The organism is Mesorhizobium sp. WSM4810, from assembly GCF_055811235.1.
The window spans coordinates 349185-375177 of record NZ_JBVVQV010000003.1 but is presented as its reverse complement, the minus strand read 5'-3'; the positions used below and the strand labels follow the sequence as shown (position 1 = coordinate 375177).

At 63.2% G+C, this 25993-nt stretch carries 26 protein-coding genes and 1 tRNA gene; 18 read left to right on the top strand and 9 right to left on the bottom strand.

Annotated features, from left to right (window positions below):
• Nucleotides 1-236: 236 nt before the first annotated feature.
• From ribH to AC0L3O_RS06805, 7 genes are all read left to right on the top strand, one after another.
• A complete protein-coding gene (ribH, locus tag AC0L3O_RS06835; protein ID WP_036263097.1) occupies nt 237-731 on the top strand; it encodes a 6,7-dimethyl-8-ribityllumazine synthase in 495 nt (164 codons plus the stop codon).
• Nucleotides 728-1228, top strand: a complete 501-nt coding sequence (nusB, locus tag AC0L3O_RS06830) for a transcription antitermination factor NusB (RefSeq protein ID WP_023798402.1) — start codon at nt 728-730, stop codon at nt 1226-1228. Before ribH ends, nusB begins: the two co-directional genes overlap by 4 nt.
• A complete protein-coding gene (locus AC0L3O_RS06825; RefSeq protein WP_023798401.1) occupies nt 1225-2442 on the top strand; it encodes an MFS transporter in 1218 nt (405 codons plus the stop codon). The genes nusB and AC0L3O_RS06825 overlap by 4 nt, the downstream gene beginning before the upstream one ends.
• A gap of 251 nt (nt 2443-2693) precedes the next feature.
• Nucleotides 2694-3605: a glycine betaine ABC transporter substrate-binding protein OsmF gene (osmF, locus tag AC0L3O_RS06820; RefSeq protein WP_473534633.1), complete on the top strand. Its 912-nt coding sequence runs from the start codon at nt 2694-2696 to the stop codon at nt 3603-3605.
• Between the two features lie 260 nt (nt 3606-3865).
• Nucleotides 3866-5032 (top strand): ABC transporter permease, encoded by a 1167-nt coding sequence (locus AC0L3O_RS06815; RefSeq protein WP_473534632.1) that lies wholly within the window; start codon nt 3866-3868, stop codon nt 5030-5032.
• Nucleotides 5029-5967, top strand: coding sequence for an ABC transporter ATP-binding protein (locus AC0L3O_RS06810; RefSeq protein WP_473534631.1), 939 nt, complete (start codon nt 5029-5031; stop codon nt 5965-5967). The genes AC0L3O_RS06815 and AC0L3O_RS06810 overlap by 4 nt, the downstream gene beginning before the upstream one ends.
• Nucleotides 5964-6728, top strand: a complete 765-nt coding sequence (locus AC0L3O_RS06805) for an ABC transporter permease (RefSeq protein WP_473615206.1) — start codon at nt 5964-5966, stop codon at nt 6726-6728. The genes AC0L3O_RS06810 and AC0L3O_RS06805 overlap by 4 nt, the downstream gene beginning before the upstream one ends.
• Before the next feature lie 10 nt (nt 6729-6738).
• Here the strand turns inward: AC0L3O_RS06805 and AC0L3O_RS06800 are convergent, their stop codons facing one another.
• Nucleotides 6739-6942, bottom strand: coding sequence for a type II toxin-antitoxin system HicA family toxin (locus AC0L3O_RS06800; protein WP_023798396.1), 204 nt, complete (start codon nt 6940-6942; stop codon nt 6739-6741).
• Nucleotides 6939-7139, bottom strand: coding sequence for a type II toxin-antitoxin system HicB family antitoxin (locus AC0L3O_RS06795; protein WP_023798395.1), 201 nt, complete (start codon nt 7137-7139; stop codon nt 6939-6941). The genes AC0L3O_RS06800 and AC0L3O_RS06795 overlap by 4 nt, the downstream gene beginning before the upstream one ends.
• A 475-nt stretch (nt 7140-7614) precedes the next feature.
• On the opposite strand from AC0L3O_RS06795, the gene AC0L3O_RS06790 reads away from it, so the two are divergent.
• Complete coding sequence (locus AC0L3O_RS06790; protein WP_128169988.1) at nt 7615-9756, top strand: sodium-translocating pyrophosphatase; 2142 nt, start codon at nt 7615-7617, stop codon at nt 9754-9756.
• 293 nt (nt 9757-10049) lie between these two features.
• On the opposite strand, the gene AC0L3O_RS06785 is transcribed toward AC0L3O_RS06790, so the two are convergent.
• Complete coding sequence (locus tag AC0L3O_RS06785; protein WP_023798392.1) at nt 10050-10595, bottom strand: outer membrane protein assembly factor BamE; 546 nt, start codon at nt 10593-10595, stop codon at nt 10050-10052.
• Between the two features lie 114 nt (nt 10596-10709).
• Here AC0L3O_RS06785 and AC0L3O_RS06780 point away from each other — a divergent pair, with 114 nt between their 5' ends.
• The 7 genes from AC0L3O_RS06780 to AC0L3O_RS06750 all read left to right on the top strand — a co-directional run bounded on the left by AC0L3O_RS06780 (nt 10710) and on the right by AC0L3O_RS06750 (nt 15683).
• Nucleotides 10710-11252: a ubiquinol-cytochrome C chaperone family protein gene (locus AC0L3O_RS06780; protein ID WP_023798391.1), complete on the top strand. Its 543-nt coding sequence runs from the start codon at nt 10710-10712 to the stop codon at nt 11250-11252.
• A gap of 26 nt (nt 11253-11278) precedes the next feature.
• Complete coding sequence (locus tag AC0L3O_RS06775; protein ID WP_023798390.1) at nt 11279-11842, top strand: YceD family protein; 564 nt, start codon at nt 11279-11281, stop codon at nt 11840-11842.
• A gap of 131 nt (nt 11843-11973) precedes the next feature.
• Nucleotides 11974-13044 (top strand): phosphate acyltransferase PlsX, encoded by a 1071-nt coding sequence (gene plsX, locus AC0L3O_RS06770; RefSeq protein WP_023798389.1) that lies wholly within the window; start codon nt 11974-11976, stop codon nt 13042-13044.
• Between the two features lie 9 nt (nt 13045-13053).
• Nucleotides 13054-14025, top strand: coding sequence for a beta-ketoacyl-ACP synthase III (locus AC0L3O_RS06765; RefSeq protein WP_023798388.1), 972 nt, complete (start codon nt 13054-13056; stop codon nt 14023-14025).
• A gap of 105 nt (nt 14026-14130) precedes the next feature.
• Entirely contained in the window at nt 14131-14454 is a 324-nt protein-coding gene (locus AC0L3O_RS06760) for an integration host factor subunit alpha (protein ID WP_023798387.1), read from the top strand.
• 196 nt (nt 14455-14650) lie between these two features.
• The gene (locus AC0L3O_RS06755) at nt 14651-15193 is read left to right on the top strand and encodes a MerR family transcriptional regulator (protein WP_473615204.1); all 543 of its coding nucleotides are present in this window, start codon (nt 14651-14653) and stop codon (nt 15191-15193) included.
• 151 nt (nt 15194-15344) lie between these two features.
• Entirely contained in the window at nt 15345-15683 is a 339-nt protein-coding gene (locus AC0L3O_RS06750) for a hypothetical protein (protein ID WP_292544296.1), read from the top strand.
• A 53-nt stretch (nt 15684-15736) separates the two neighbouring features.
• Here AC0L3O_RS06750 and AC0L3O_RS06745 read toward each other — a convergent pair whose 3' ends face one another.
• Nucleotides 15737-16012 carry a hypothetical protein gene (locus AC0L3O_RS06745; RefSeq protein ID WP_023798384.1) on the bottom strand — a complete coding sequence of 92 codons (276 nt, stop codon included), beginning with the start codon at nt 16010-16012 and terminating at the stop codon, nt 15737-15739.
• 370 nt (nt 16013-16382) lie between these two features.
• Complete coding sequence (locus AC0L3O_RS06740) at nt 16383-16910, bottom strand: hypothetical protein (RefSeq protein WP_425284456.1); 528 nt, start codon at nt 16908-16910, stop codon at nt 16383-16385.
• Nucleotides 16911-16928: 18 nt separating this feature from the next.
• On the opposite strand from AC0L3O_RS06740, the gene AC0L3O_RS06735 reads away from it, so the two are divergent.
• A tRNA-Pro gene (locus AC0L3O_RS06735) sits at nt 16929-17005 on the top strand.
• A 214-nt stretch (nt 17006-17219) separates the two neighbouring features.
• Nucleotides 17220-17783, top strand: a complete 564-nt coding sequence (locus AC0L3O_RS06730) for a hypothetical protein (RefSeq protein ID WP_473615202.1) — start codon at nt 17220-17222, stop codon at nt 17781-17783.
• Between the two features lie 970 nt (nt 17784-18753).
• Here AC0L3O_RS06730 and AC0L3O_RS06725 read toward each other — a convergent pair.
• The 4 genes from AC0L3O_RS06725 to AC0L3O_RS06710 form a co-directional block, all read right to left on the bottom strand.
• Nucleotides 18754-20013, bottom strand: a complete 1260-nt coding sequence (locus AC0L3O_RS06725; protein WP_473534603.1) for an O-antigen ligase family protein — start codon at nt 20011-20013, stop codon at nt 18754-18756.
• Nucleotides 20010-21545, bottom strand: coding sequence for an undecaprenyl-phosphate glucose phosphotransferase (locus tag AC0L3O_RS06720; protein WP_023798379.1), 1536 nt, complete (start codon nt 21543-21545; stop codon nt 20010-20012). The genes AC0L3O_RS06725 and AC0L3O_RS06720 overlap by 4 nt, the downstream gene beginning before the upstream one ends.
• Before the next feature lie 124 nt (nt 21546-21669).
• Complete coding sequence (locus AC0L3O_RS06715; RefSeq protein WP_023798378.1) at nt 21670-22800, bottom strand: glycosyltransferase family 4 protein; 1131 nt, start codon at nt 22798-22800, stop codon at nt 21670-21672.
• A gap of 5 nt (nt 22801-22805) precedes the next feature.
• Nucleotides 22806-23369, bottom strand: a complete 564-nt coding sequence (locus AC0L3O_RS06710) for a polysaccharide biosynthesis/export family protein (protein WP_287065967.1) — start codon at nt 23367-23369, stop codon at nt 22806-22808.
• A 258-nt stretch (nt 23370-23627) separates the two neighbouring features.
• Between AC0L3O_RS06710 and AC0L3O_RS06705 the strand changes: the two genes are divergently transcribed.
• Nucleotides 23628-25862: a GumC family protein gene (locus AC0L3O_RS06705; protein ID WP_473615201.1), complete on the top strand. Its 2235-nt coding sequence runs from the start codon at nt 23628-23630 to the stop codon at nt 25860-25862.
• The last annotated feature ends 131 nt before the right edge of the window (nt 25863-25993 follow it).

Genomic DNA, 25993 nt, shown 5'->3' with positions numbered 1-25993 from the left:
GGGGCGAGGGGCGATTTCATCGATGGTTTCGCCAATCACCAGCGTTGCAAGAAGGGCGCCGGCGATGCGGCCAGCCTCTTTCGCCCCGTTTACGGGGAGAAATGCCCGGCAGGGCAATGAGGGGCAGCGCCGGCTTCGGAGGAAACCAATAATCAGGCACGTCCACATCTCCACCAATCTTCTGCTTGCGATCAAACCGGCTTCGGCCTAAGTCACCGGCGATCCCGGAGACATCTATGGCTGGCACATCCCAACACGGCAAAGCGTTCATTCGCCCGAAGAAGAAGGCCCACCTTCTTGTCATCGAGGCACGCTTCCATGACGACCTTGCCGACGCGCTGCTCGAAGGCGCGACAAGCGCGCTCGAGGAAGCTGGCGCGACATACGACGTCGTCACCGTTCCGGGCTCGCTCGAAATTCCCGCAGTGATTTCCTTCGCCCTCGACGGCGCCGCCGAAGGCGGGTCGAGCTATGACGGCTTTGTCGCCCTCGGCACCATCGTGCGCGGCGACACCTATCATTTCGACATCGTCGCAAATGAATCGAGCCGTGCCCTGATGGACCTGTCCGTCCAGGAAGCGGTCTGCATCGGCAACGGCATCCTGACCACCGAAAATGACGAGCAGGCCTGGACGCGGGCCAGGCGTTCGGAAGGCGACAAGGGTGGCTTTGCCGCGCGTGCGGCGCTGACCATGATTGCCCTCAAGCAACAGTTGGGAGAGCGATCGTGAGCGAGCCCGCATCGCCCGGCCAGCCCGCGGTGCGCCACGCCAACAAGCGCGGTGCAGCCCGTCTGGCCGCCGTGCAGGCGCTCTACCAGATGGATGTGGCCGGCAGCGGCGTCTTCGAGATCACCGCCGAATATGAGGCGTTCAGGCTCGGCAAGGAAGTCGACGGCGCGCTCTATCGCGAGGCCGACGCGCAATGGTTTCGCGCCATCCTCGCCGGCGTCGTCGAGAACCAGAAGACCATCGACCCGATCATCCGCCAGGCGCTGACCGAGGACTGGCCGTTGTCCAGGCTCGATTCGACGCTGCGCGCCATATTGCGCGCCGGCGTCTACGAACTGATGAAGCGCGAGGACGTGCCGGTGGCTGTCATCGTCTCGGAATATGTCGATATCGCCAAGGCGTTTTACGAAGAAGATGAGCCGAAGCTGGTCAACGCAGTGCTCGATCGCGTGTCGCGCCGGGTGCGCGGCGAAGGGCGTGGCAAGGACGCTTCATGACGGCCGTCGCTATCGCCGAGGCCGGCAGGGAAGCGCGCCGCACGGCGCTCATCCTTGCCGCTTCGCAGGCGATCATCGGCTCGGCCGCACCTATCGCCATTTCCGTGGGTGGATTGGCCGGATATTATCTGCTCGGTTCCGACAAGTCGCTGGCGACGGCGCCGATCACCGGCTTCAACGTCGGCGTGGCGCTCGGCGCCCTGCCGGCCGCAGCCATCATCCGCCGGCTCGGCCAGCGCGACGGCTTCATGACCGGGACGATCGTCACTGCGCTCGGCGGTCTGGTCGCCACGCTGGCGCTATTTTACGCCAGCTTCTGGCTGTTCGCCTTCGGCCTGCTGGTGATCGGCATCGGCGGTGCCTTCGTCCAGCAATTCCGCTTCGCCGCCGCCGACAACGCACCGGCTGAATTCAAGGCGCGCGCCATCTCCTTCGTGCTGGCCGGCGGCATCGTCACCGCCATTCTCGGGCCGCAGATCGTCATCTTCACCCGCGAATTGTTTGCGCCGGTGATGTTTGCCGGCTCGTTTGCCTCCATCCTGGTGCTGGCGGCGGTCGGCGCCGCCATCCTGTCGTTGCTGCGCATCCCGGCCAAGGCGACGGGCAAAGCGGAAATCGCCGACAGCGACGCGCGGCCGCTCGCCGAGATCGTCACCAGGCCGCGTTTCGTTGCGGCGCTGTTTTGCGCCGTCGGCAGCTACGCGCTGATGAGCTTCGTCATGACCGGCGCGCCGCTCGCCATGGTCGGCTGCGGCCTGTCGACGGACGACGCCACGCTCGGCATTTCCTGGCATGTCATGGCGATGTTCGCGCCGAGCTTCTTCACCGGCTCGCTGATCTATCGCTTCGGCGCCGAACGGATTGTCGCAACCGGCCTTGTGCTGCTGATCGGCTGCGCCGTGGTGGCGCTGTCGGGCCTGGCGCTGTGGCAATTCTGGACGGCGCTGATCCTGCTCGGCCTTGGCTGGAATTTCGGCTTCATCGGCGCCACCGCCATGGTCGCCGACAGCTACCGCCCATCGGAAAAGGCCAAGGTCCAGGGTTTTCACGACTTCGTCCTGTTCGGCTCCGTCGCCTTCGCCTCGCTGATGTCGGGCGCGGTCTACAACGCCTGGGGCTGGGAGATGCTGAACTGGATCATCTTCCCGGTGACGGTGTTGTGCTTCGTGGCGCTGGGCGTGCTGAAGATGACCGCGCGGCCGACCAGCGCATGACCCCGATCCGAAGGTTCGGAAAGGACCATGCGCAAATCAATAGTGCTACAGCGTCCTTTGCGCGTCCAAACGGACGCGACGCGCTGTAGTGACATGACGCTGTCGGGATCGGACAGCAGCGGATTCACCCGCATCCGAACAAAATTATTGCCCCCATCCCCCTTCTTATGAAACCGTGTGCCCCGACGGGGCATTGAAGCCATGCTCATATGCGGCAGCCGCAGTCCGGTTCTCAGCAAGGGATTTGTGAAATGTTTTCAGTCAAGGTTCTGGCCGGCGCGGCACTGGCGCTCGGCATCACCGCAGCCTCGGCGAGCGCTCAGGTGGTCGTGTCGTCGAAGATCGACACCGAAGGCGGCGTGCTCGGCAACATCATCCAGCTGGTGCTGAACGCCAACAACATCCAGACCACCGACCGCATCCAACTCGGCGGCACCCCTGTGGTGCGCAAGGCGATCACCGCCGGCGAGATCGACATCTATCCGGAATACACCGGCAATGCCGCCTTCTTCTTCGAAAAGGCCGACGATCCGGTGTGGAAGGATGCCGCCAAGGGCTATGAAACGGCCAAGAAGCTAGACTACGACGCCAACAAGATCGTCTGGCTGTCGCCGTCGCCGGCCAACAACACCTGGGCGATTGCGCTGCGCAAGGATGTCGCCGAGACCAACAAGCTGGCGACTCTGTCCGACTTCGGCAAATATGTCTCCGGCGGCGGCCAGGTGGTGCTGGCGGCCTCGGCCGAATTCGTCAATTCGGCTGCCGCGCTGCCGGCTTTCCAGACCACCTATGGTTTCACGCTTAAGCCGGACCAGCTGATCACGCTCTCCGGCGGCGACACGGCGGCGACCATCGCCGCTGCGGCGAACCAGACCAACGGTGCCAACGCCGCCATGGTCTACGGCACCGACGGCGGCATCTCGCCGTCCGGCCTGGTCGTGCTCGAAGACGACAAGGGCGTGCAGCCGGTCTACCAGCCGGCGCCGATCATCCGCGAGGCGGTGCTGAAGGAGCATCCCGAAATCGAGACGCTGCTGAAGCCGGTCTTCGCCAAGCTCGACCTCGTCACCCTGCAGGAACTGAACGGCCGCGTGCAGGTCGGCGGCGAGCCGGTCAAGGGCGTCGCCGAAGACTTTTTGAAGAAGAACGGGTTTTTGAAGTAGGCCGTTCCTAAGATCGTGACGCCGGTGCGAGGCGCCCCCCTCTGGCCTGCCGGCCGTCTCCCCCTCAAGGGGGGAGATCAGATGTCACGACGGCTTTCGCCACCTTTCAGCTGTGCAAGGTGTGTACCGGCGCTGACGCTGCCAATCTCCCCCCTTGAGGGGGAGATGGCCGGCAGGCCAGAGGGGGGTGTCGTAGGGCGCCGAGGCTGTGGCATCTGGCTTCAAAAGGCGGCAGCTCTCTCGCGCTGCGCGGGTGCCTGATGCGGATCCGCTTCGACAAGCTCGGCGTGGTCATCGCCGCGATCGTTGCCTATGCCGCCTTCGCGGCGCCCTTTGCCACCTTGCGCGCCAATCGCATCGTGCCGGGCGAGGCGCGCTCGATTCTTGAAGCGCTGCCGCCGACGCTGGGGCCGCTGCTGCTTGCCGTCGTCGTCGTTGCGGCGGTCGTCGCCTTGCTGAAAACGCCGCTGGTCCTGCGCCTGGCCGCCAGCGTGGTCGCGCTTGCCGCACTGGCGCTGCTGATCGGCGTCGCCGGCAGCTTCCTGACGCCTGAGGGCAACAGCTTTGCCCGCATCTCGCCGGCTTCGGGTTTCTGGCTGCTCATCTTCGCCTTTACGCTGTTGCTCGCCGATGGGCTGACGAGGCTGAACCTGTCGCCATCGGCGCGGATCGGCGTGCTCGTCGTCGCGGCAGCGGCGATCGGCCTGCTGCTGGTCTCGGGCAGCTGGAACAGTCTGTCGATCCTCAAGGAATACGCCAACCGTGCCGACAGTTTTTGGGCCGAAGGCTCCAAGCATGTGACGCTGGCGCTGGGCTCGCTGGCGGCGGCGGTGATAGCAGGCTTGCCGCTTGGCATCCTCTGCCACCGCGTCGAAAAATTGCGGGCCGGCGTGCTCAACGTGCTGAACATCATCCAGACCATTCCCTCGATCGCGCTGTTCGGCCTGTTGATCGCGCCGCTCGGCTGGGTCGCCACGCATGTGCCCGGCGCGGCCTCCCTCGGCATTCGCGGCATCGGCACCGCGCCCGCCTTCGTCGCCCTGTTCCTCTATTCGCTGCTGCCGGTGGTGGCCAACACCGTGGTCGGCCTTGCCGGTGTGCCGCGCGCCGCCAACGACGCCGCGCGCGGCATGGGCATGACCGAGCGCCAGCGCCTGTTCGGCGTCGAATTTCCACTGGCCTTCCCGGTGATCCTCACCGGCATCCGCATCGTGCTGGTGCAGAACATCGGCCTTGCCACCATTGCCGCGCTGATCGGCGGCGGCGGTTTCGGCGTGTTCGTGTTCCAGGGCGTTGGCCAGACGGCGATGGACCTGGTGCTGCTCGGCGCCGTGCCGACGGTGGCGCTGGCCTTTGCTGCCGCCATCATTCTCGACGCATTGATCGAAATGACCTCCACCCGGCGACGCGAGGCACAACCGGCATGATCGAGATCGAAGGCATTACCAAGCGCTATGACGCGATGATCGTCGTCGACGACGTGTCGATGGTGATCGAGCCGCGCACCATCGCCGTCATCGTCGGCACCTCCGGCTCCGGCAAGACGACGCTGCTGCGCATGATCAACCGGCTGGTCGAGCCGACCGCCGGCGTGATCAGGCTCGACGGCGCCGACAACCGCTCGTTGCCCGGCTACGAGCTGCGCCGCAGCATCGGTTACGCCATTCAGGGCCATGGGCTGTTTCCGCATCGCACCGTGGCACAGAACATCGCCACCGTGCCGGTGCTGCTTGGCTGGGACGCGGCCCGCACCAAGCGCCGTGTCGACGAGTTGATGACGCTCTACCAGCTCGATCCCCAGGCGTTCGGGCCACGCTATCCGCACGAGCTCTCCGGCGGCCAGCAGCAGCGCGTCGGCGTCGCCAGGGCACTTGCCGCGGAGCCGAATGTGCTGTTGATGGACGAGCCGTTCGGCGCGCTCGACCCGATCATCCGCAACAAGGCGCAGGAGGACCTTCTGGCGATCCAGAAGCGCTTCGGCACCACCATCATCCTCGTCACCCATGACATGGAGGAGGCGGTGCGTATGGGCGACAAGATCGCGGTGATGGATGCCGGCAAGCTGGTGCAATATGCCAGGCCCGCCGAGATCCTGGCGAAGCCGGCCAGCGCCTTCGTCGAGACCCTGGTCGGCGCCAGCGAAAAACCGTTCAGGCTGCTGTCGCTCGGCCGGGTGCGCGACGCCGTGGAGACGGGCACCGCCGAAGGCGAGGCGATCCCCGCCGACGCCAGCCAGCGCGATGCGCTGGCCGAACTGTTGTGGTCGGGACGCCCGGCGCTGCCGGTGACAGGCGCGGATGGCAAGCCGCTCGGCCGCGTGACTGTGGATGGGCTGGTGAAACGCGCGGCGAGGCCGGCATGAAAGAGGCCGGTGTAAAAGCCTGGCTTCCGTCACTGCTCAGGCTTGCCCTGGTGGTGCTGCTCATTGCGTTCGTGACCAATCCGGGTTGGTTCGAGCCGCTGCTGAAGCCGCTGACCGAGAGCAACGCGCCGGCAATCTACAACCAGGGCAGCCTGTTGACGCTGACGCTGCTGCACCTGAGGACCGTGCTGATCGCGACGGTGGCGGCAACCATCGTTGCCGTGGCGCTCGCCATCCTGGTCACCCGGCCGGCCGGCGTCGAATTCCTGCCGCTGTCGCGCAGCCTGGTCAATATCGGCCAGACCTTTCCGCCGGTGGCGGTGCTGGCGCTGGCCGTGCCGGCCGTCGGCTTTGGCGAGAAGCCGACACTGATCGCGCTGTTTCTCTACGGCCTGCTGCCGATCTTCGAGAACGCGCTGACCGGGCTGACGACGCTGCCGGCCAATGTGGTCGAGGCGGCGCGCGGCGCCGGCATGACCGGCTGGCAAAGGCTGGTCAAGGTCGAGCTGCCGCTCACCGCGCCGATCATTCTCGGCGGTATCCGGCTTTCGGTGGTCATCAGCCTCGCCACCGCGACGATCGGCTCGACCGTGGCGGCCAGGACGCTCGGCGAGGTGATCATCGCCGGCCTGTTGTCCAACAATCTCGCCTTCGTCCTGCAGGGCGGGCTGATCGTCGCCGCGCTTGCCGTGCTGATCTATGACGGGCTGTCGGCGATCGAGCGCTATACCGCACGCCGCATGGGGCAGGAGACGACGTAATTAGCAAAACTCAGATATCGCCTTCGCTCATCTCGGCCAGCGCCAAGAGATGTCGCAAGAGTCCTGTTTTGAGCGGCCTGTTGCCATGAACCGGGATCGAAAGGCGCACGATGCCTTCCTTGCCGTAGATGTGATGACTGCCGGCAACACGCAAAAGCTTCCAGCCTTGCCGCTCGATGGCACGCGCAAGCTCCTTGCCGGAAATGGATTTCAAACAGCGATTTCCATGACCCGGCCGGGTTCTGAAGTGAAAGATAGCGGCTCTACCGAGAGGCAGCCTTCGATTGCTTCACGCAAGTTCTCGACAAGTTCGTCCAAGGTTTCACCCTGGGTCGCGCAGCCGGGAATTGCCGGCACTTCGGCCCAGTAGCCACCTTCTTCGGCTTCGTGAATGATCGCCTTGAACTTCATCGGTCATCTCCAACTCCACCCTGAAGATAGGCTGCGCCGCCGATATTTGCAAAGCTGCATGAGCGCTGTCTATCTGCAAGTTCTGCCTGCCTGATCAGGCTCGCGACGGGTGTGGCAGTCCAACGTCTGCAACGGCCAGCAGAAGACTTTCATGTTCTACATGACCACGCTGGCGGTGCCGATCTTCGCCGTCAGGCTGGACTGCGACCTGCGCAAAGGCTGACAACCGCCAGCCGATTTCAATCGATCTGATCGGGTGGGGGCGCTGGCGAGCGTGTTGCCGCCCATTGCTTTTGGGCGAAGGCCGGGGCTTTTGAGCGAAAGCCGGGCAAAAACCGAACAATATCTTGACGTTCGCAGCCCTGTTTCGCATAAGCCGATGCGAGGGGAGCGGATTCGGCGCGCGGAATCCGCTCCCTGTCTCAACGGCCCAGGGAGGGGTTCTTTTGGGTCATCAATCGAGGAAAATCCGGCAATGACCATAATTTTAGCTGTCATCGCCTGCGGTCTGCTTTCAGTCCTTTACGCCATCTGGGCGACAAAATCGGTCCTCGCGGCCGATCAGGGCAATGCACGCATGCAGGAAATTTCCGCGGCCATCCGCGAAGGCGCGCAGGCCTATCTGGCGCGCCAGTACACCACCATCGCCATCGTCGGCGTCGTGGTCCTGCTGCTCGCCTGGTGGCTGCTTTCGATCACCGCCGCCATCGGCTTCCTGATCGGCGCCGTTCTGTCGGGCGCCGCCGGCTTCATCGGCATGCACGTCTCGGTGCGCGCCAATGTGCGCACCGCGCAGGCGGCCTCCAACAGCCTCGCAGCCGGCCTCGAGATCGCCTTCAAGTCGGGCGCCATCACCGGCATGCTGGTCGCTGGCCTGGCCCTGCTCGGCGTCTCGATCTATTATCTGATCCTCACCCAATTCATCGGCCTCCAGCCCAACGACCGCGTCGTCATCGACTCGCTGGTTTCGCTCGGCTTCGGCGCCTCGCTGATCTCGATCTTCGCCCGTCTCGGCGGCGGCATCTTCACCAAGGGCGCCGACGTCGGCGGCGATCTCGTCGGCAAGGTCGAAGCCGGCATTCCCGAAGACGATCCGCGCAACCCGGCCACCATCGCCGACAATGTCGGCGACAATGTCGGCGACTGCGCCGGCATGGCCGCCGACCTGTTCGAGACCTATGCGGTGACCGTGGTCGCCACCATGGTCCTCGCCGCCATCTTCTTCGGCGGCACCGCCGTTCTCAGCGCCACGATGCTCTATCCGCTGGCCATCTGCGGCGCCTGCATCCTGACCTCCATCGTCGGCACCTTCTTCGTCAAGCTCGGCTCCAACGGCTCGATCATGGGCGCGCTCTATAAGGGCCTGATCGTCACCGGCCTGCTGTCGATCGTCGGCCTCGGCATCGCCACCTCGGCAACGCTGGGCTGGGGCGAGATCGGCACGGTCGCCGGCATGGCCATCACCGGCGCGAACCTGTTCATCTGCGGCCTGATCGGTCTCGCGGTGACCGGCCTCATCGTGGTGATCACCGAATACTACACCGGCACCGACAAACGCCCGGTGAACTCCATCGCCCAGGCCTCGGTCACCGGTCACGGCACCAACGTCATCCAGGGCCTTGCGGTCTCGCTGGAATCGACGGCACTTCCGGCGATCGTCATCGTCGGCGGCATCATATCGACCTACCAGCTCGCCGGCCTCTACGGCACGGCGATCGCGGTCACCACGATGCTCGGCCTTGCCGGCATGATCGTTGCGCTCGACGCCTTCGGCCCGGTCACCGACAATGCCGGCGGCATTGCCGAAATGGCCGGCCTGCCCAAGGAAGTACGCCAGTCGACCGATGCGCTCGATGCCGTCGGCAACACCACCAAGGCGGTGACCAAGGGTTACGCCATCGGTTCGGCCGGTCTCGGCGCGCTGGTGCTGTTTGCGGCTTACTCCAACGACCTGAAGTTCTTTGCCGCCAATGGCGACAAATACCCTTACTTCCAGGGCATGGGCGACGTCTCTTTCGACCTCTCCAACCCTTATGTCGTCGCCGGTCTGATCTTCGGCGGTCTGATTCCGTATCTGTTCGGCGGCATCGCCATGACGGCTGTCGGCCGTGCGGCGGGCGCCATCGTCGAGGAGGTGCGCAAGCAGTTCCGCGAGGATCCGGGCATCATGGCCGGCACCTCGAAGCCGAACTATGCGCGTGCGGTCGATCTTCTGACCAAGGCGGCGATCCGGGAAATGATTATTCCATCGCTGCTGCCGGTGCTGGCGCCGCTGGTCGTCTATTTCGGCGTGCTGCTGATCTCGGGCTCGAAGGCGTCCGCCTTTGCAGCACTTGGCGCCTCGCTGCTCGGCGTCATCGTCAACGGCCTGTTCGTCGCCATCTCGATGACCTCTGGCGGCGGCGCCTGGGACAATGCAAAAAAATCGTTCGAGGACGGCTTTACCGACAAGGACGGCGTCAAGCATCTCAAGGGCTCCGAGGCGCACAAGGCCTCGGTGACCGGCGACACGGTTGGCGATCCCTACAAGGACACCGCCGGTCCGGCAGTCAACCCGGCGATCAAGATCACCAACATCGTCGCCCTGCTGCTGCTGGCCGTGCTCGCGCACGGCTGAGGCGGCTTGGCCTTCCGAGGCCGAGATCCACAACCGAACCCGCGGGAGCGATCCCGCGGGTTCGTCTATTTTGGACGCCCAGCATCAGGGAATTGACGCCCGTGACAGCTCCAAAAGCTCGCGTTCAAGTCGTCTGCGGCCCGCAGCCTGCGACAATGGCTTTCTGTCTCAAAACAAAAACCCGCAGGATCGCTCCCGCGGGTTTTCGGTCGCCTGAGATGTTGCTGCTTCCCCTCGAAATTAATAAGAAGGGAAGCAAAAAAAGGATGAGAAGCCGATTCTGCCGGGATTGATCAGGTGCCGGGCGAGGCGCCGCCGCCGCCGCCGGGGAGGCCAGGCGCCAGCTTGCTGGCGCCGCCCATGATCTGGCTGAGGAAGTTCTGGTCCTTGCCGCCGGTCGGCGTGGTCCGCGAGATGAAGTCGAACACCTTGCCGTCCTTCAGGCCGTAATTGGCGATCTGGGTAACGCGCCCGTCCTCGCCGAAATAGACGGCCAGCACCTTCTGGTCGACCAGCCTCGGCTTGTCGAAGGCGACGTAACGCTTGCGCGTCTGTGAGATGTAGTAGAAGGCCTCGTTGTCGAAAGTCGCCTTGGTCGACGGGGTGCCGAGCGCCAGAAGCACCTGTTCGCGGCTCGAGCCGACCGGCACCAGGTCGATTGCCTGCTGGTCGATGACGTAGCCCTGCGTCAGCGTCTCGCTCGGATTGAGATCACCGATCATCTTCGACGAGTTGCAGCCGCAAAGCGCCGAAGCGACCACCAGCAGCGAGATCGCGCCGGCGGATCTCGGAAAAGCGGACCTGGGCAGAAAAGTCGACTTGATTTTCAGCGCGCGCAACTACAACTCCATTAGCTGGCCGCAACTTGCGCTGGGCCGCAAAACCGGTAAACCAGCTTGCTCGCCGATGCAACAAGGCCAATTCAACAAACGGTCCCCGGGAGACCACCCTCAATGTTCCAGCGCCTTTTTGGTCGCGAACGTCACGCCAACCGCGCTATCACCGAGGCGCTTTACGCACAAATCGTGGCAGCGGCGCGGCAAACCGTGTTTTATTCCGACTGGGATGTCCCGGACACGCCGCTTGGCCGCTTCGAGATGCTGTCGCTGCACATGTTCCTGTTCCAGCACCGGCTGCGCGGCGAGGGTGGTGTTGCCGGGGAGGTCGCGCAGGTGCTGATCGACGAGTTCTTCATGGATGTCGAGCATTCGCTGCGCGAACTCGGTATCGGCGACGTCGGCGTGCCGAAGCGCATGAAGAAACTGGCAAAGATGTTTTATGGCCGCACCGCCGCCTATGACGATGCGCTGGAACGAAACGACCATGACGCACTCGTCGCGGCGCTTGCCCGCAATGTCAGGCCCGATGCCGGCATCTGGCCGCAGGCGACGCGTCTGGCCGGCTACGTCGCCGATGTCTCCAGGCGACTCGCGGAACAGCCGACCGAATCGATTGTTTCCGGCACTGTGGCATTCCCCGCGGCCAAACCTATTTAAGAAAACAAGCCTATTTAAAGGAAAATATGAAACACGCCGATTCCCAGAGCCCCGATCGCCAGAGCCCCGTGTCCTTCGTGGCCAACGTCGCCCGGCTGCCGCAAAAGGGACTGCCGGTGCTAATCGAGGCCGACGCCGCGCAGCGCGCCGCGCTGGCAGGCGAGCACGAGTTGCTGTCGGTCGAGAACTATCGCGCCGAACTGCTGGTGGCGCCATGGAAGCGCAACGGCGTCAAGGTCAGCGGCCGCGTCGAGGCCGATATCACCCAGGCCTGCATCGTCACCCTGGACCCGATCGAGGCGCATATCGACGAGGCGGTCGACGCACTGTTCCTGCCGGAGCAGTCGAAGCTCGGGCGGCAGGGTTTCGAGGGCGGTGGCGAGATAATGCTCGATGCCGAAGGGCCGGACAGCCCGGAAACATTTTCCGGCAATTCAATCGATGTCGGGGCGCTCGCCGAACAGTTCTTTGGACTGGCGATCGATCCCTATCCGCGCAAGCAAGGCGTTTCGATGGAGGCTGCCGACGATGCCGGGACTGCGGAAAGCGAATTTCAGCAAAAGCTGCGTTCCCTGCTGGGGAAATCCTGAAAACCCGACCCAATCGGAGAAAGCCGGTTGTGCGGCAGCCCAAAAACGCTATTTTCGCCGAACCCTCGCGAGCCCCAAACCCGTTGCCAGCGCCAGGCGCTCGCTCAAGCAAACTGTGAGATGAACACCGCGTGATCAGGATTTCCATCGATGCCATGGGCGGCGATCACGGACCAAGCGTGGTCATCCCGGCGCTCATGACGGTCGCGACCCGGCGTCCCGACATCCGCTTCGTCATCTATGGTCGCGAGGAGGCAGTGCGCCCCGAACTCGCAAAGCTGCCCAAGCTGGCGGAAGTGAGCGAGTTCATCCACTGCGAGATAGCAGTCCGGATGGACGACAAGCCGAGCCAGGCGCTGCGCCATGGCCGCTGGAAGTCGTCGATGTGGAAAGCGGTCGAGGCGGTCAAGGCAGGCACTGCCGACGCCTGCATCTCGGCCGGCAACACCGGCGCGCTGATGGCGATGTCGAGATTCTGCCTCCGCACCATGGCGACCATCGACCGTCCGGCGATCGCGGCGCTGTGGCCGACATTGCGTGGGGAAAGCGTGGTGCTGGACGTCGGCGCCACCATCGGCGCGGATGCGCATCAACTGGTTGATTTTGCCATTCTGGGCACTGGCATGGCGCGCTCGGTTTTCGGCATCGAACGGCCGAGCGTCGGTCTGCTCAATGTCGGCGTCGAGGAGATCAAGGGCCAGGAAGAGGTCAAGGAGGCGGGCCGCATGTTGCGCGAGGCCAACATGGCCTCGATGAACTACCATGGTTTCGTCGAGGGCGACGACATCGGCAAGGGCACGGTCGACGTGGTCGTCACCGAAGGATTTGCCGGCAACATCGCGCTGAAGACGGCGGAAGGCACGGTACGGCAGATCGCCGGTTACCTGCGCGCCGCGATGGACCGCACGCTGATGGCCAGGATCGGCTATGTATTCGCCAAGGGCGCCTTCGATCGCCTGCGCGAAAAGATGGATGTCGGCCGCTCCAACGGCGGGGTTTTCCTGGGTCTGAACGGCGTCGTGGTGAAAAGCCATGGCGGCGCCGATTCGGACGGCTTCGCGGCGGCGATCGAGCTTGGCTACGACATGGTGCGCAACAATCTGCTCGATCGCATCGAAGCCGATCTTGATCTGTTCCATGCGCGCAATCCGCATGCCCAGACATCCAGGAAATCCGACGTCGTTGCCGACGCAGAGGAATAGGAAAGAGCCTTGATCAGATCAGTCGTGCGCGGCACAGGCTCCGCGCTGCCCCGCCGCATCATGAAGAATGCCGATTTCGAAGGCATGGTCGAGACGTCAGACGCATGGATTGCCCAGCGCACCGGCATCCGCCAGCGCCATATCGCGGCCGACGACGAGACGACGGCTTCGCTCGGCGAGGCGGCGGCGCGCGCAGCCCTCGACAATGCCGGACTGACGCCGGCCGATATCGACCTGATCGTGCTGGCGACCTCGACTCCCAACAACACCTTTCCGGCGACCGCCGTCGACATCCAGAACCGGCTCGGCATGCATCACGGCTTCGCCTTCGACATGCAGGCGGTGTGCTCGGGCTTCGTCTACGCGGTGACGACGGCCGACCTCTATATCCGCGGCGGCCTAGCCAAACGCGTGCTGGTGATCGGCTCCGAAACCTTTTCGCGCATCCTCGACTGGAGCGATCGCTCGACCTGCGTGCTGTTTGGCGACGGCGCCGGCGCGATGGTGCTGGAAGCAGGCGAGGGGGCGGGCGGCATTGCCGACCACGGCGTGCTGGCGGCCAGCCTGCGCTCCGACGGGGCTCATAAGGACAAGCTGTTCGTCGACGGTGGAGCGTCGACCACCGGAACGGTGGGCCATCTCAGGATGGAAGGCCGCGAAGTGTTCAAGCACGCGGTCGGCATGATCACCGACGTCATCGAGGCGACGTTCTCAGCTGCCGGGATCACCGCTGAAGATCTCGACTGGTTCGTGCCGCATCAGGCCAACAAGCGGATTATCGACGCTTCCGCCAGGAAGCTCGGGATAGCGGAACAAAAGGTAGTGGTTACCGTCGATTTGCACGGCAACACCTCGGCTGCTTCGGTGCCGCTCGCGCTGTCGGTGGCGGTCGCCGACGGCCGCATCAAGAAGGGTGATCTGGTGCTGATCGAGGCGATGGGCGGCGGCTTCACCTGGGGCGCGGTCCTGGTTCGCTGGTAAGTGCCGAACGGACCGGTTCGGTCCTTGACCTTGCCGGATCAATTACTTAGGCTCTATCTTTACTTATATAGAGTTATGTTTTTTGAGCTGATGGGGACGGTTCGCATGGGGGGAAAGACACTTACGCGCGCCGATCTTGCTGAAGCCGTTTATCGCAAGGTTGGCCTGTCGCGTACTGAATCGGCCGAGCTCGTCGAAGCGGTTCTGGACGAGATCTGCGAGGCGATCGTTCGCGGCGAGACGGTGAAATTGTCGTCGTTCGCGACCTTCCATGTCCGCTCCAAGAACGAGCGCATCGGGCGCAACCCCAAAACCGGCGAGGAAGTGCCGATCCTGCCGCGCCGCGTGATGACCTTCAAATCGTCGAATGTGCTGAAGAACCGCATCCTGCGCGCGCACCAGATCAGCAAGGCCAAGGGCAGCAAATAGCGCCTGCGCTTCAAAGCCCGGTTGAAAACGGTCGCCTGCTTTGACGCCGGGCTTGAATATTGTCTCATAAACCGCTGAAATAAGGCTCGATTCGGCACAACAAGCCGGATCGGAATGACTCTTTGTTGAGCATGATCCTGGCCGAAAACCGTTTTCCCACTTTTCGGGACCATGCTCCAGCGTGAGGATTTCGCCCATGGACAAGAGCCCCGACGCTTTCCGCACCATCAGTGAGGTCGCAGAAGATCTCGACCTGCCGCAGCATGTGCTGCGTTTTTGGGAAACGCGTTTCAACCAGATCAAGCCGATGAAGCGCGGCGGCGGCCGCCGCTACTACCGGCCCCAGGATGTCGAACTGATCAAGGGCATCCGCCACATGCTCTACGATCAGGGATACACGATCAAGGGCGTGCAGAAGCTGTTGCGCGAGAACGGCAATCATTTCCTGGTCGCCATCGGCAATGGCGACATGGCGGCCGTCGAGGCGATCTCGCAGCGCCGGCAGGCCGATGCGGTGCCGCTGACGCCGGCGGCCCAGCCGCGCGGCGCCGATGACGAGATGCTGGTCGGCGAGCCCAAGGTGAAACCCAGCCGGCGCTTTTTCGGCCTGGGCAAGACCGACGACGAAGGCCCGGTGCAGCCGGGCACGTCGAAACTCTCGCGCGACAATCGCTCTTTGCTGCAGGAGGCGCTGTTCGACCTTCTGGAATGCAAGCGCCTGCTCGATCAGGTGCGCTAGCGCATGGCCCCGGGATAGCGACTGCATAGAACTTCACGCGGGTCGCATGAATCGCTTCTGACGCGACGCGCTCTGGGCCCCGATCGGTCGCGGCAAAAACCGGAACCGGTTTTGCGATCGTGCGTTCCTTCGCAAAAGAAGGAAGCCTGTCATGGTATCATTTTCGACCCTCTCCGACATCGATCTTGAAAAACAGGTCGCGGCTCTCTCCAGGGAACTGGCGGCGTTGAGGAAAGCCGTTTCCAGGCGCGGCAGCGCCTATTACGAGGACGGGCGTGACACCGCGTCGGACTATTACTCGGACCTCGCCGAGCGTTTTAGTGACGCTCTGCCTGCGATCAGGAGGCAAGGCAGGGTGATAGAGAAGACGGCCCGCGATCATCCTGCGACTGCGGCCGCAGTCGGTCTGGTTGTGGTCGGGCTCGTCGCCAGCCTGTTCCTCAGCCGCCAGCAGAAAACGTCGCGAACGAGATCGAGATCGGCACGTTGAGGCAGGAAAATGGCGGCGCGGACGGCCCGCCATTTTCGTTGACCAAAAGTCGATCAGCGCGCGAGCTTGAGCTTGTTCTTCGGGCTGACCTGCGCGGTCTGGCTGCATTTGCCGTAGACGGTGCCGTTGGAGTCGGTGGCGTCCGTATATGTACCCTTGCAGTCGAGCTGCAGCACCAGGCAGTGACCCGCGCCCTTGCAAACCGCGCCGCCGCCGCTCGGATGCGTGCCGTTGGCGAAGGCCGAGCCCGGCAGTGAAATCGAGCCGAAGGCCGAGACGACGATGGCAGCGGCGAGCGACAGGCGCTTGAAGTTCGAGATGTTGGTCACTTGAGCATCTCCTTCTCTTGATCGAGGATCGCCGTCAGGGCGTCCTTCCGGTTGGGACCGCCTTTGTGGCGTCCATGCCGTGTTGGTGCGGCCCGGAGAGAAAAGGTTCACGCGTCGGTTCAAGAAAATTCGCAGCCCCTGACGCGTTCTGCGTGCTCCTGCCGCTGAGGTTCGATCCGCTCAAAACGGCTAACGGGCCAGCGACAGCCGCTTGACAAGGGAGCGGCTCAGAACCGTCGAACAATTCGGCGATCGGCCAGTCAAAGACCCCGATCGGGATGACGGTCCCGTGCCGGTGCCGCCGAGGCCTGTGCCGGGCTGCGCCGATCGGAATCACGATGCCGTGACGGCGTTTTTGGCGCTTGGCAAATCACCATCGAGAGGGCATTCTCTGCGCCGTCTCAGGCAACTTCTTGATTTGATCGAACTCTTTAAATCCACGGAGTTGCCAAATGCCCCAAATAGCAACAAGCGAAGCTTTTTCCGAACTGTCGGCGACCGAAGCTGCGCCCGACCACAGCGCCCTTAAGGCCATCCGAGAAACCAGGGGATACAGCATGGAAGAGCTGTCCCTGACGTGCGGACTGTCGGTCGATGAGATCGCGGACATCGAGAACGGCAGGAATGCCGATTTGTCGAAGCTCAGGCGAATAGCCTCTGCGCTCCGGCTTCCGGAAAGCGCGCTGATCGATACGGCCGCGCTGACACAATCCGTGGAAAATCCAAGACCCGTCTCATAGCAACGACGCCAGAGGATCAAGCCAGACAAGCGAGGTGTATTCTGGATTTGAAGTTCCTGAATGCTGACGACATCCACCAGAGCAGGAACTTCAAATCCACCATGCCGGGCATCGGCGTGATGGCCGCCGAATTCGGTTGACCCGAACCGGGTTATCACGATACATCGCGACCGGTCCGGAGTGTAGCGCAGCCCGGTAGCGCACTTGACTGGGGGTCAAGGGGTCGTCGGTTCGAATCCGGCCACTCCGACCAAATAAGCCCTTAGAACCCTAAGGCTTATTTGAAATCCGGGGAAACTAGCTGAGCCGCGAAAACGAGAAATTGGGGCCTTTCTGGGCCCTTTCCTTTTCTGGGCCGTGCCAGTCTGGGCCATGTCGCCCGCAAATCCGTTCCCCGCGACAATTGCCGGCCTCGAATCGCGCGGTCTGAGTCGCGCCGTCAACGGGCCGACGATCGGCGGCGTACAATGTGCCCGGCGGCGATTCGCTGCCGGCAAGGGCAAGTGCACATGCTTTTCAATGTAAGCGGGGTCGAGGCGCAGCACCGGCCATTGATCCAGAACGGCAATTTTGGCGACGCCTACCGCGTCGGCACAATGGGATGCGTCCGGCTGATCGAGGAGGTTGTTCGCGGCGGAAGCTGGAATGACGAGCGCGCCACTTTCGTCGTCATCGATCTTGGCGTGCGGATCATCAACAATTGCGGGGCCGCCGGCCAGTTGGCCTTGTCCGGTTTCTGGTCCGCAGCGGGCCACCAAGTTCGTGATATGGTGGAATGCCACCAACTGATCGAGTATTTCCGCTATCAACCATCTGAGGCTCAGCGGTGGTTCGATTGCGAGGGTATGGAGCGCTACCAGCAATTCGGGTTTGGCCGGGTCTTTCGGGAGCTCGAAAAGCTGCGGGGAAAAGCGCCGCTCGATCTCAAGCAGAGTTTCGATTTCTTTCGTTTCCGTCATGCCGTTGTGGCCGGCGGAAGGAAATTGCTTGGGAGGATCTCTGCCGACGAGGCATTAGCTTGCTGGAAATAGCTGGGGCTCGCATCGACGCCGGCCGCCAGCACCGCTGATCACCTCGAAACGTCGAGGCTGGCGCTGAAGATTAAACGTAAGGTCAAGTGCAGACACGAGCCGATCTCCGATTCCAATGCAGAACCGGAAACTTCACAGATCGCGACCACTTTCGAAAGGCGGACCCGAAACACCGCTTACACATCCAAGCGCTGATCGACAGGCTCGGATCAGATCGCGGATCGATGCATCAGGATCTGGTCGGGCTGTTTGGCTGCTCAAATGCAAGGCCGAAGGCCGCGACCGCCGCCCGGTGTTCTTCACGTTCATTCCCGACGACAAATGCCAGCAGCGAGAGCGGAACCGCACCTGGAAGCCGACCTTCGAAAGTGAAGGGCTCGAAACGCGGGAACCTTTCATCCGCGAGCCGCTTTGTGTGCATGTCCCAAGCCGTGCAACCACCCATCTTGCCAAAGGGTAGCCCAGATCGGGACGTCAACTGTGAAGTCGCCTTGGAAGCCGCATTTGCAGCCTTGGTGACTACCTCGGAAGCGAAGGGGTGGACGCCGCGCGAAACGGCTGCAGCCCTACTGAAAATCGCGACGGAGCATGCTCAGCGGTTCAGGCTTGTGCCGGCTGAGCCGCCAAGGTGGCGAAGGCGAAGAGGTATGTTCATCGCGTGTGCCATGCTCGTGTTTTTGCTGTGTGCAGCCATCGTTTGGTGGGGTGCTTAGATGACGATCAACGTTTCGCCCCCGGATACGGCCGTTGCCGCGGTCGTAGTGATGGCGTTGCCGGCTATACGTTAGATTGCGCAACGCTCGCCTAAGTTCATCCGGCCAGCGCCATGCCGACGGCTATGCCTATGCCCATCGCCAGCCCTGCAGCGAGTTCCCGCCATATTCGACGGCAATGGCTAAGACCACCACTCGCTACCCCACGTGCTGGACTCCGACCATTTTCAAGGGACTTAGACTGCCCCAGAAATCCATCATGCTCCAGCCGCCGGCGAACACAGCGCCGCCGGCCGCAACTGCCGCTGCTGGCGATATTCGAGAGCGATCGCGCCCCAGATCAGCCCGAGCAGCAGATAGACGTGGCGCCAATGATCGATGTCGATGAAGGTGCCCAGCGCGATATTGCCGATGAAGGCGACATAGGCGCACAGAAGGTAGGGCTGCCACGGCCTGTCGCGCAGGAGAATGCGGAAGCCGGCTGCCATCGTCCAGCAGGTCAGCGTCAGGAACGAGACGAAGCCGAGCCAGCCATAGTCCAGCAGCATTTTCAGCCAGATGTTGTGCGTGTCCTCCCCGAAAATCGTGCCGAAGACGAGCGGGCCGATGCCGAGCGGATGCTCCAGCGCCATCTGGAAACCGAAGATATAGCGGGCGAAACGGCCGAGGCGGGCGGTATCGTAGCTCTGTTCCAGCTGGGCGCGGCTGGAGAACATCTCCGAGACGCCCGGCAGCTGCAGGATGACGAGCATCGCGATGACCAGCAGCGAAATGGCGGCGATGGTCATGACGACGACACGCAGCCGGAATTTTCCGCTGGCGCTCTGCAGGAACAGGGCGCCGGTGAGCAGGATCGCCGAAACGCCGAACATGCCCCAGGCGCCGCGCGAGAACGAGAAGAAAATCCCGGCGGTGATGATCAGCAGCGGCATCGCCAGCAACGGCATGCGTGAGACGGGGCCGGTCAGCAGGAGATGGAGCAGGTAGATGCCGGGCAGCACCAGGAACGGCCCGAACACGTTCGGATCCTGGAAGGCGCCGGTGGCGCGGTCGTATCTAGTGAAGATCTCCGCCCCCGGGAAGGCATGGAAATAGCCGGCGATCCCGAGCAGCGAGGTCAGCACCGCCGACATCACATAGCCCCGGAAGATCACCCGGTAGAGATTTGGCTGGACCGATGTCACCGAGGCGAAGAACACCGCGGTAAGCGCCAGGAACAGCGACACGGCGAGATAGAGCGGGGTGCCGGCAATATCCGACATCTGGGTCATCGCGATCATGCCGCCGATGTTCATGACCACCAGCAGCACCAGCAGCGGCGCCGCCGCGCGCGATATGCGCAGGCCGAACAGGGCCCACACCGCCATCAGCGCGACCATATAGAGGTCGTATGGCGCCGGCTCGGCGATGACGAAGCCGGACAGGAAGACGCCGAGGAAAACCGCGCCCGACGCAATCAGCGCGATCAGCTTGGCGTTGACCGCGGCCGGCGACAGTTCATGCGCGACTGCGCTCAATAGGCATTTTCCGTATTGAGCAGCCGGATCGGTGTCAGGAACAGGATCCTCAGATCGAACAGCAGCGACCAGTTCTCGATATAATAGAGGTCGTATTCCGTCCGCATGCGGATCTTCTCGTTGGTATCCATCTCGCCGCGCCAGCCATTGATCTGCGCCCAGCCGGTGACGCCGGGCTTGACCTTGTGGCGTGCGAAATAGCCGTCGACCACCTCATTGTAGAGAAGGTTGTGCGACTGGGCGGCAATGGCGTGCGGGCGCGGGCCAACCAGCGACAGCGAACCGAAAAGCGAATTGAAGAACTGCGGCAACTCGTCGATCGAGGTCTTGCGGATGAAGCGGCCGACGCGGGTGACGCGCGGGTCGTTCCTGGTCACCGTCTGCTTGGCCGTCGGGTCGGCCTTGTCGGTGTACATCGAACGGAACTTGTAGACCTCGATGATCTCGTTGTTGAAGCCATGCCGCTTCTGGTGGAACAGCACCGGTCCCTTGCTGTCGAGCTTGATGGCGATCGCGGTCGCCAGCATGACCGGCGAGAACACGATGATGCCGATGATCGAGAAGACGATGTCGAAGGCGCGCTTGGCGACCGAATCCCAGTCGTTGATCGGCCTGTCGAAGATGTCGAGCATCGGCACCGAGCCGATGTAGGAATAGGCGCGCGGCCGGAATTGCAGCGCGTTCGAATGCGCCGAGAGCCGGATGTCGACAGGCAGTACCCACAGCTTCTTCAAAAGCTGCAGGACGCGCGTTTCGGCGGTCAGCGGCAGCGATACGATTAGCATGTCGATACGGGCGATGCGGGCGAACTCGATGAGCTCGGAAACGGTGCCGAGTTTTGGATAGCCGGCGACGATGGGCGGCGAGCGCTTGTCGCCGCGGTCGTCGAAGATGCCGCAGATGCGGATGTCGTTGTAGGGCTGCTTTTCGACGGAGCGGATCAGGACTTCCGCCGTCGTGCCGCCGCCCACGATGACGGCGCGGCGCTCCATGCGCCCGTCGCGCGCCCAGCGCCGGATCAGCTTCGACATCAGCAGCCTTAGGCCGAAGATCAGCATGAAGCCGACGACGAACCAGGTGCCGAAAACCAGGCGCGAATAATCTTGCGACATCTTCACGGCGAATGCCGTCAGCGCCATCAGGGCGAAGGTGCCGGCCCAGACCATCAGCAGTCGGCCGAAATTGGCGAGCGGCCGCATAAACGAGACGATCTGGTAGCAGTCGGTGACATCGAGCAGCACCACGGCGAGCGACGAAGCGGCGGCGATCGCCAGCGGATATTGCCAGGCGAGATGGTTGAAGAAGCCGACATAGTAAAAATAGATGCACAGGCCCGACAGGAACAGCAGTGCGAATTCGACCATCCGCAAGACGCCGCTGACCATGATCGGCGACATGGTGTCGCGCCGGTATTGCGACGCCACCTGACGGGCGACGTCGTTCATGCCGCCGGGGCTATCGTCGCCGGCCGGGCCGTTGAAATTGCGCACCGCGTCTTTCGAAAAGCGGCGTTTGGGATCGAAGTCGCTCATGATGCATCCGCAAAGCTTCAGGCAAGTGAATAGCGAAAGAGAGCTAAGAAACCCTTGAAACAACAAATAGGTTTTGGAGAAGCTTTGAAGTCAGCGCCGTTTTGGGGTTAGCGCCCATTTCGGGTTAGCGCTTGAGCGCGGCGAAATAGGCCGTCTCGATCGCGGCGGCCATCACGTCGGCGCCGAATCGCGCCTTGAGGTCGGCGGTATCGGGCATCAGCCTGCCATAGGCATCGGGGTCGGCCAGCGCCGCGCTCATCTTGTCGGCAAGCTCGCGCGGATCGGGCCGGATCAGGGCAGGGGAGCCGGCGCCAAAAATTTCCGGGATGCCGCCGACGCCGGTGGCGATCATCGATTTGCCGGCGGCGAGCGTCTCCAGCACGATGTAGGGCATGGCTTCCGCGCGCGAGGGCACGACGACCAGTTCGGCCAACTCGAAGGCCTTGCGCGCCGGCATCGGCGGCAGGAAGCGCATATGGCCTTCGAGCCCGAGCCGCTTCACTTGCGCATGGTAGCGCGGCAGGTCGTCGCCGTCGCCGACCATCACCGCATTCACCGGGCGGCCGAGCCGCGTTCCGGCAAGAACCAGCGCATCGATGAAGATGTCCGGTCCCTTGAGGTCGCGCATCATGCCGATATAGAGGGCATCGGCCGCATTCGGCTCGGCTCGCACCGGCTCGAACTCGGCGGCGCTCAGTCCATTGTAGACAAGGTTGTTCGGGATCGGCGGTTCGCCGACCTTCCTGCGATAGGTCTGCCTTTCATAGTCGGAGACAAACAGAAGATAGTCGGTGAAGCGCGCCATGAACCGCTCGAGCGCGAAGAACAGCTTCCCCGTGGCGGTGGTCTCGTCATAGTGAAGAGAGCCGCCGTGCGGCGAATAAAGGCGGGCTACGCGAGACCTTGATGCCCGCAACAATGAGCCGAACAGGCGGGCATAGGCGCCACCCTTGGCGCCGTGCCCGTGGAGCACGTCCGGCCGCAATTCCTTGATGATCTCAAATGTGCGCCAGGCCGAGGCGAGGTCGCCCGGTCCGACATGCCGCTGCATCGGCGTGCGATGGATGCCGAGCGCCATTATGCCCTTCATCTGTTCGAACAGATGTTCCTCGAAGTCGCCGCCCGTCGTCGAATCGCAGACGATGCCGACGGCGTGCCCGGCGGCGACCTGCGCCTCGGTCAGGTCGCGCACGTGACGAAAAATCCCTCCGACAGGTGAGCGAAAGCAGTGGACGATCCTGAGTGTGTCCGCCACGTGGTCTAGAACAGGCGTTCGCGAACATAGACCGTGTCGCCGGGCAGAAGCGGGTCGGAGGTGGCAACGCGGCCGGTCATGACCTTGCCGTTGATGTCACGGGTGATGTCGACGCTTTGCTGGTTGGCACGCGGGCTGAAACCGCCGGCGATGGCAATCGCCTTTTGCACGGTCAGGCCGGGAACATAGGAGTACTGGCCCGCAGCACCGACTTCGCCCATGATGAAGATCGGCCGGTAGCGGTCGATCTCGACCGAAACGTCCGGATCACGGAGATAACCCTGGCGTAATTTATCGGCGATTTCGCCTTCGAGTTGCTGTGCGGTGTGGCCGCGCGCCGGCACGGCGCCGACCAGCGGGATGGACAGATAGCCGGATTGGTCGACACTGTAGACGTTGGTCAATCCTTCCTGCTCGAACACGGTGACGCGGACCCGGTCGCCGGCGCCGAGGCGATAGGGCTGATCGAGCATTTTATGAAATGCGGCCGGCGCCGGCCGGTAGCTGGAGCAACCGGCAAGCAATGACACGGCGAGCAGCGCACGGAACAGGGGAGCAGTGCTTTTCATGACCGGACATGTACCTTCGACTGGCCGCCGCTACACCGCGGCAAACGCTGGAGATCGAGGCCCGTTATCATCCGGTTAGGGTTAATGGCCGGTAAAGGCGGGCGGCCCAAGCGATGGCAACCGACAACAGACGGCCGGTTCCGGTGCTTTTAGCTGCCGCTTGCGCGTAAAACCTGAGAGGTGCTTACCGTAATATTAACGGCTGAGTTACCATATTTGTTTACGGTGTATACTGACTAAAATACCGGAGCAGGATGCATGTCCGTTCAATCCGCGGCCGCAGATGTCGACATCGATCTCAGGCAGCTCTTTGCCAGCCTTGCGAGGAATTGGCTGCGCATTCTTGTCGTCGCGCTGGTTGTAACCGGCCTGGCGTTCGCGCTCACCTGGCTCGCCACGCCGCATTACCGGGCCGAAACCCGGCTTTTGATCGAAACGCGCGAATCGGTCTACACGCGCCCCGACGGCACCAATGACAACGACAAGCCTATACTCGACGAGGAAGGCGTGACCAGCCAGGTCGAGGTCATTTCCTCGACCGACATCCTCAAGCAGGTGGCGCAGAAGCTTGATTTGTCGCGGCTGCCCGAGTTCGACGAGACGGCGGATATGCCGGCGTTGAGCCGTCTGCTTGTCGTCGCCGGCCTGAAGAGCGACCCCAACGAGATTCCGCCGGAAGAACGCGTGCTGACGAAGATGCGTGAGAAGCTCAACGTCTATCGCGTTGAAAAATCTCGCGTTATCGTCATCGAATTCTCCTCGGAAGATCCCCGGCTCGCCGCCGCAATCCCGAACGCCATCGCCGACGCCTACATCTCCGTCCAGGGCAATGCCAATATCGAATCGAATTCCGCCGCAACCGACTGGCTTGCGCCGGAGATCGCCGACCTGTCGAAGCGGGTGAAGGATGCCGAGGCCAAGGTGGCAAGCTACCGCGCCCAGTCCGATCTTTTGATGGGCGGCAACAATTCGGTGCTCGCCACGCAACAGCTTTCCGAACTGTCCAGCGAATTGTCGCGGGTGCGGGCCAATCGCGCCTCGGCGGCAGCGACTGCCGACAGCGTGCGCAGGGCGCTGCAGAATGGCGGCTCGCTGGATGCGGTACCGGAGGTGCTGTCGTCCGGACTGATCCAGCGGCTGCGCGAGCGGCAGGTCGAGCTCAAGACCAACATCGCCGACCTTTCCACCTCCTTGCTCGACAATCATCCGCGAATCCGGGCGCTGAGGTCGCAGCTTGCCGATCTCGACCGCCAGATCCGCAACGAGGCGGAAAAGATCATGACAGGGCTGATGACGCAGGCGCAGACCGCCCAGGCCCGCGAAAACCAGCTTGTCGCCGACGTCAACACGCTGAAGGCCGCATCGGCGCGCGCCGGCGACCAGCAGGTCGAACTGGACGCGCTGCAGCGCGAAGCGACCGCCCAGCGCCAGCTGCTCGAATCCTACCTGACCCGTTATCGTGAGGCGTCCTCGCGCAAGGACAGCAACTATCCGCCGGTCGACGCCCGTGTCTTTTCCCGCGCGGTGGCGCCGTCCCAACCCTATTATCCAAAAATCCTGCCGATCATCGGTGCGGCCTTCGTCGGCTCGCTGCTGGTCATGGCGATCGTGACGCTTCTGCAAGAGCTGTTTTCGGGTCGCGCCATGCGGCCGGCCGCCGGCGCCCGCTTCGAGCGGATCGAACAGGTCGCGATGCCAGTTGCCCGCGAACCGCCCAATCACGAACCGTCCGATCACGAACCGCCCGATCACGAGCCACCCAATCAGGAATCGGCCGATATCGAAGACCTTGGGGATCGGATGGCGGAAGTCCAGGCAGAGCCGCAAGCGGCTGCCGCGGCGCCAGCAACTGGCCCGGCAACTGGTGAGGACGTCGGGCCGGCGCGCCGCAGCCTTGGCGAGGTCGAAATCGACAAGGCGGTGGAGAAACTGATCACAAGCGGTGCGGCACGCGCCATATTCGTGTCGCCGGAAGGCGACGAGGCGGCCGCCTCGGCGGTGCTGGTGGCGCGTGAGGTTTCCGACACCGGCCTGCGCGTGCTCCTGCTCGATCTCACCGCTTCGGGCGCCGCTTCGCGGCCGACGCTGGACAGCAGGCTTTTCCCGGGCATCACCGATCTGCTCGCCTCCGAAGCGCAGTTCAGCGACGTGATCCATGCCGATCTCTATTCGGACTGCCACGTCATTCCCGTCGGCAACGCCGATCCGGTTCGCGCCATGCGCGCCGCCGACCGGCTGCCGATCATCATGCAGTCGCTGACCACCGCCTACGATCTGGTCGTGGTCGAATGCGGACCCACCGACGCGCAAGGCATCAGCCGCCTTGTCGGCGAGGGCACAGAAGTCTTCCTGTCGCTGCTGGAGCCGAACGACGAGGTGGCGCAGGCCGCGGTCGAACTGATCGAGAGCGGCTATCCCGACCTGACGCTGGTGACGCCGGTCGGCCATCAGACGCCAGGGACGCCGCTACCCGGACGGCGCTCCGCCGCCTGAGACAGTTCGATAATTCTCTTGAACGTTGTCGACCAGAGTTTGCAGCCGTGGCGGCAATAGCGTGCTCTTGCCTTCTCCCCTTGTGGGAGAACGTGGATCGGCGCGCAGCGCCGAGACGGTTGAGGGGTGTT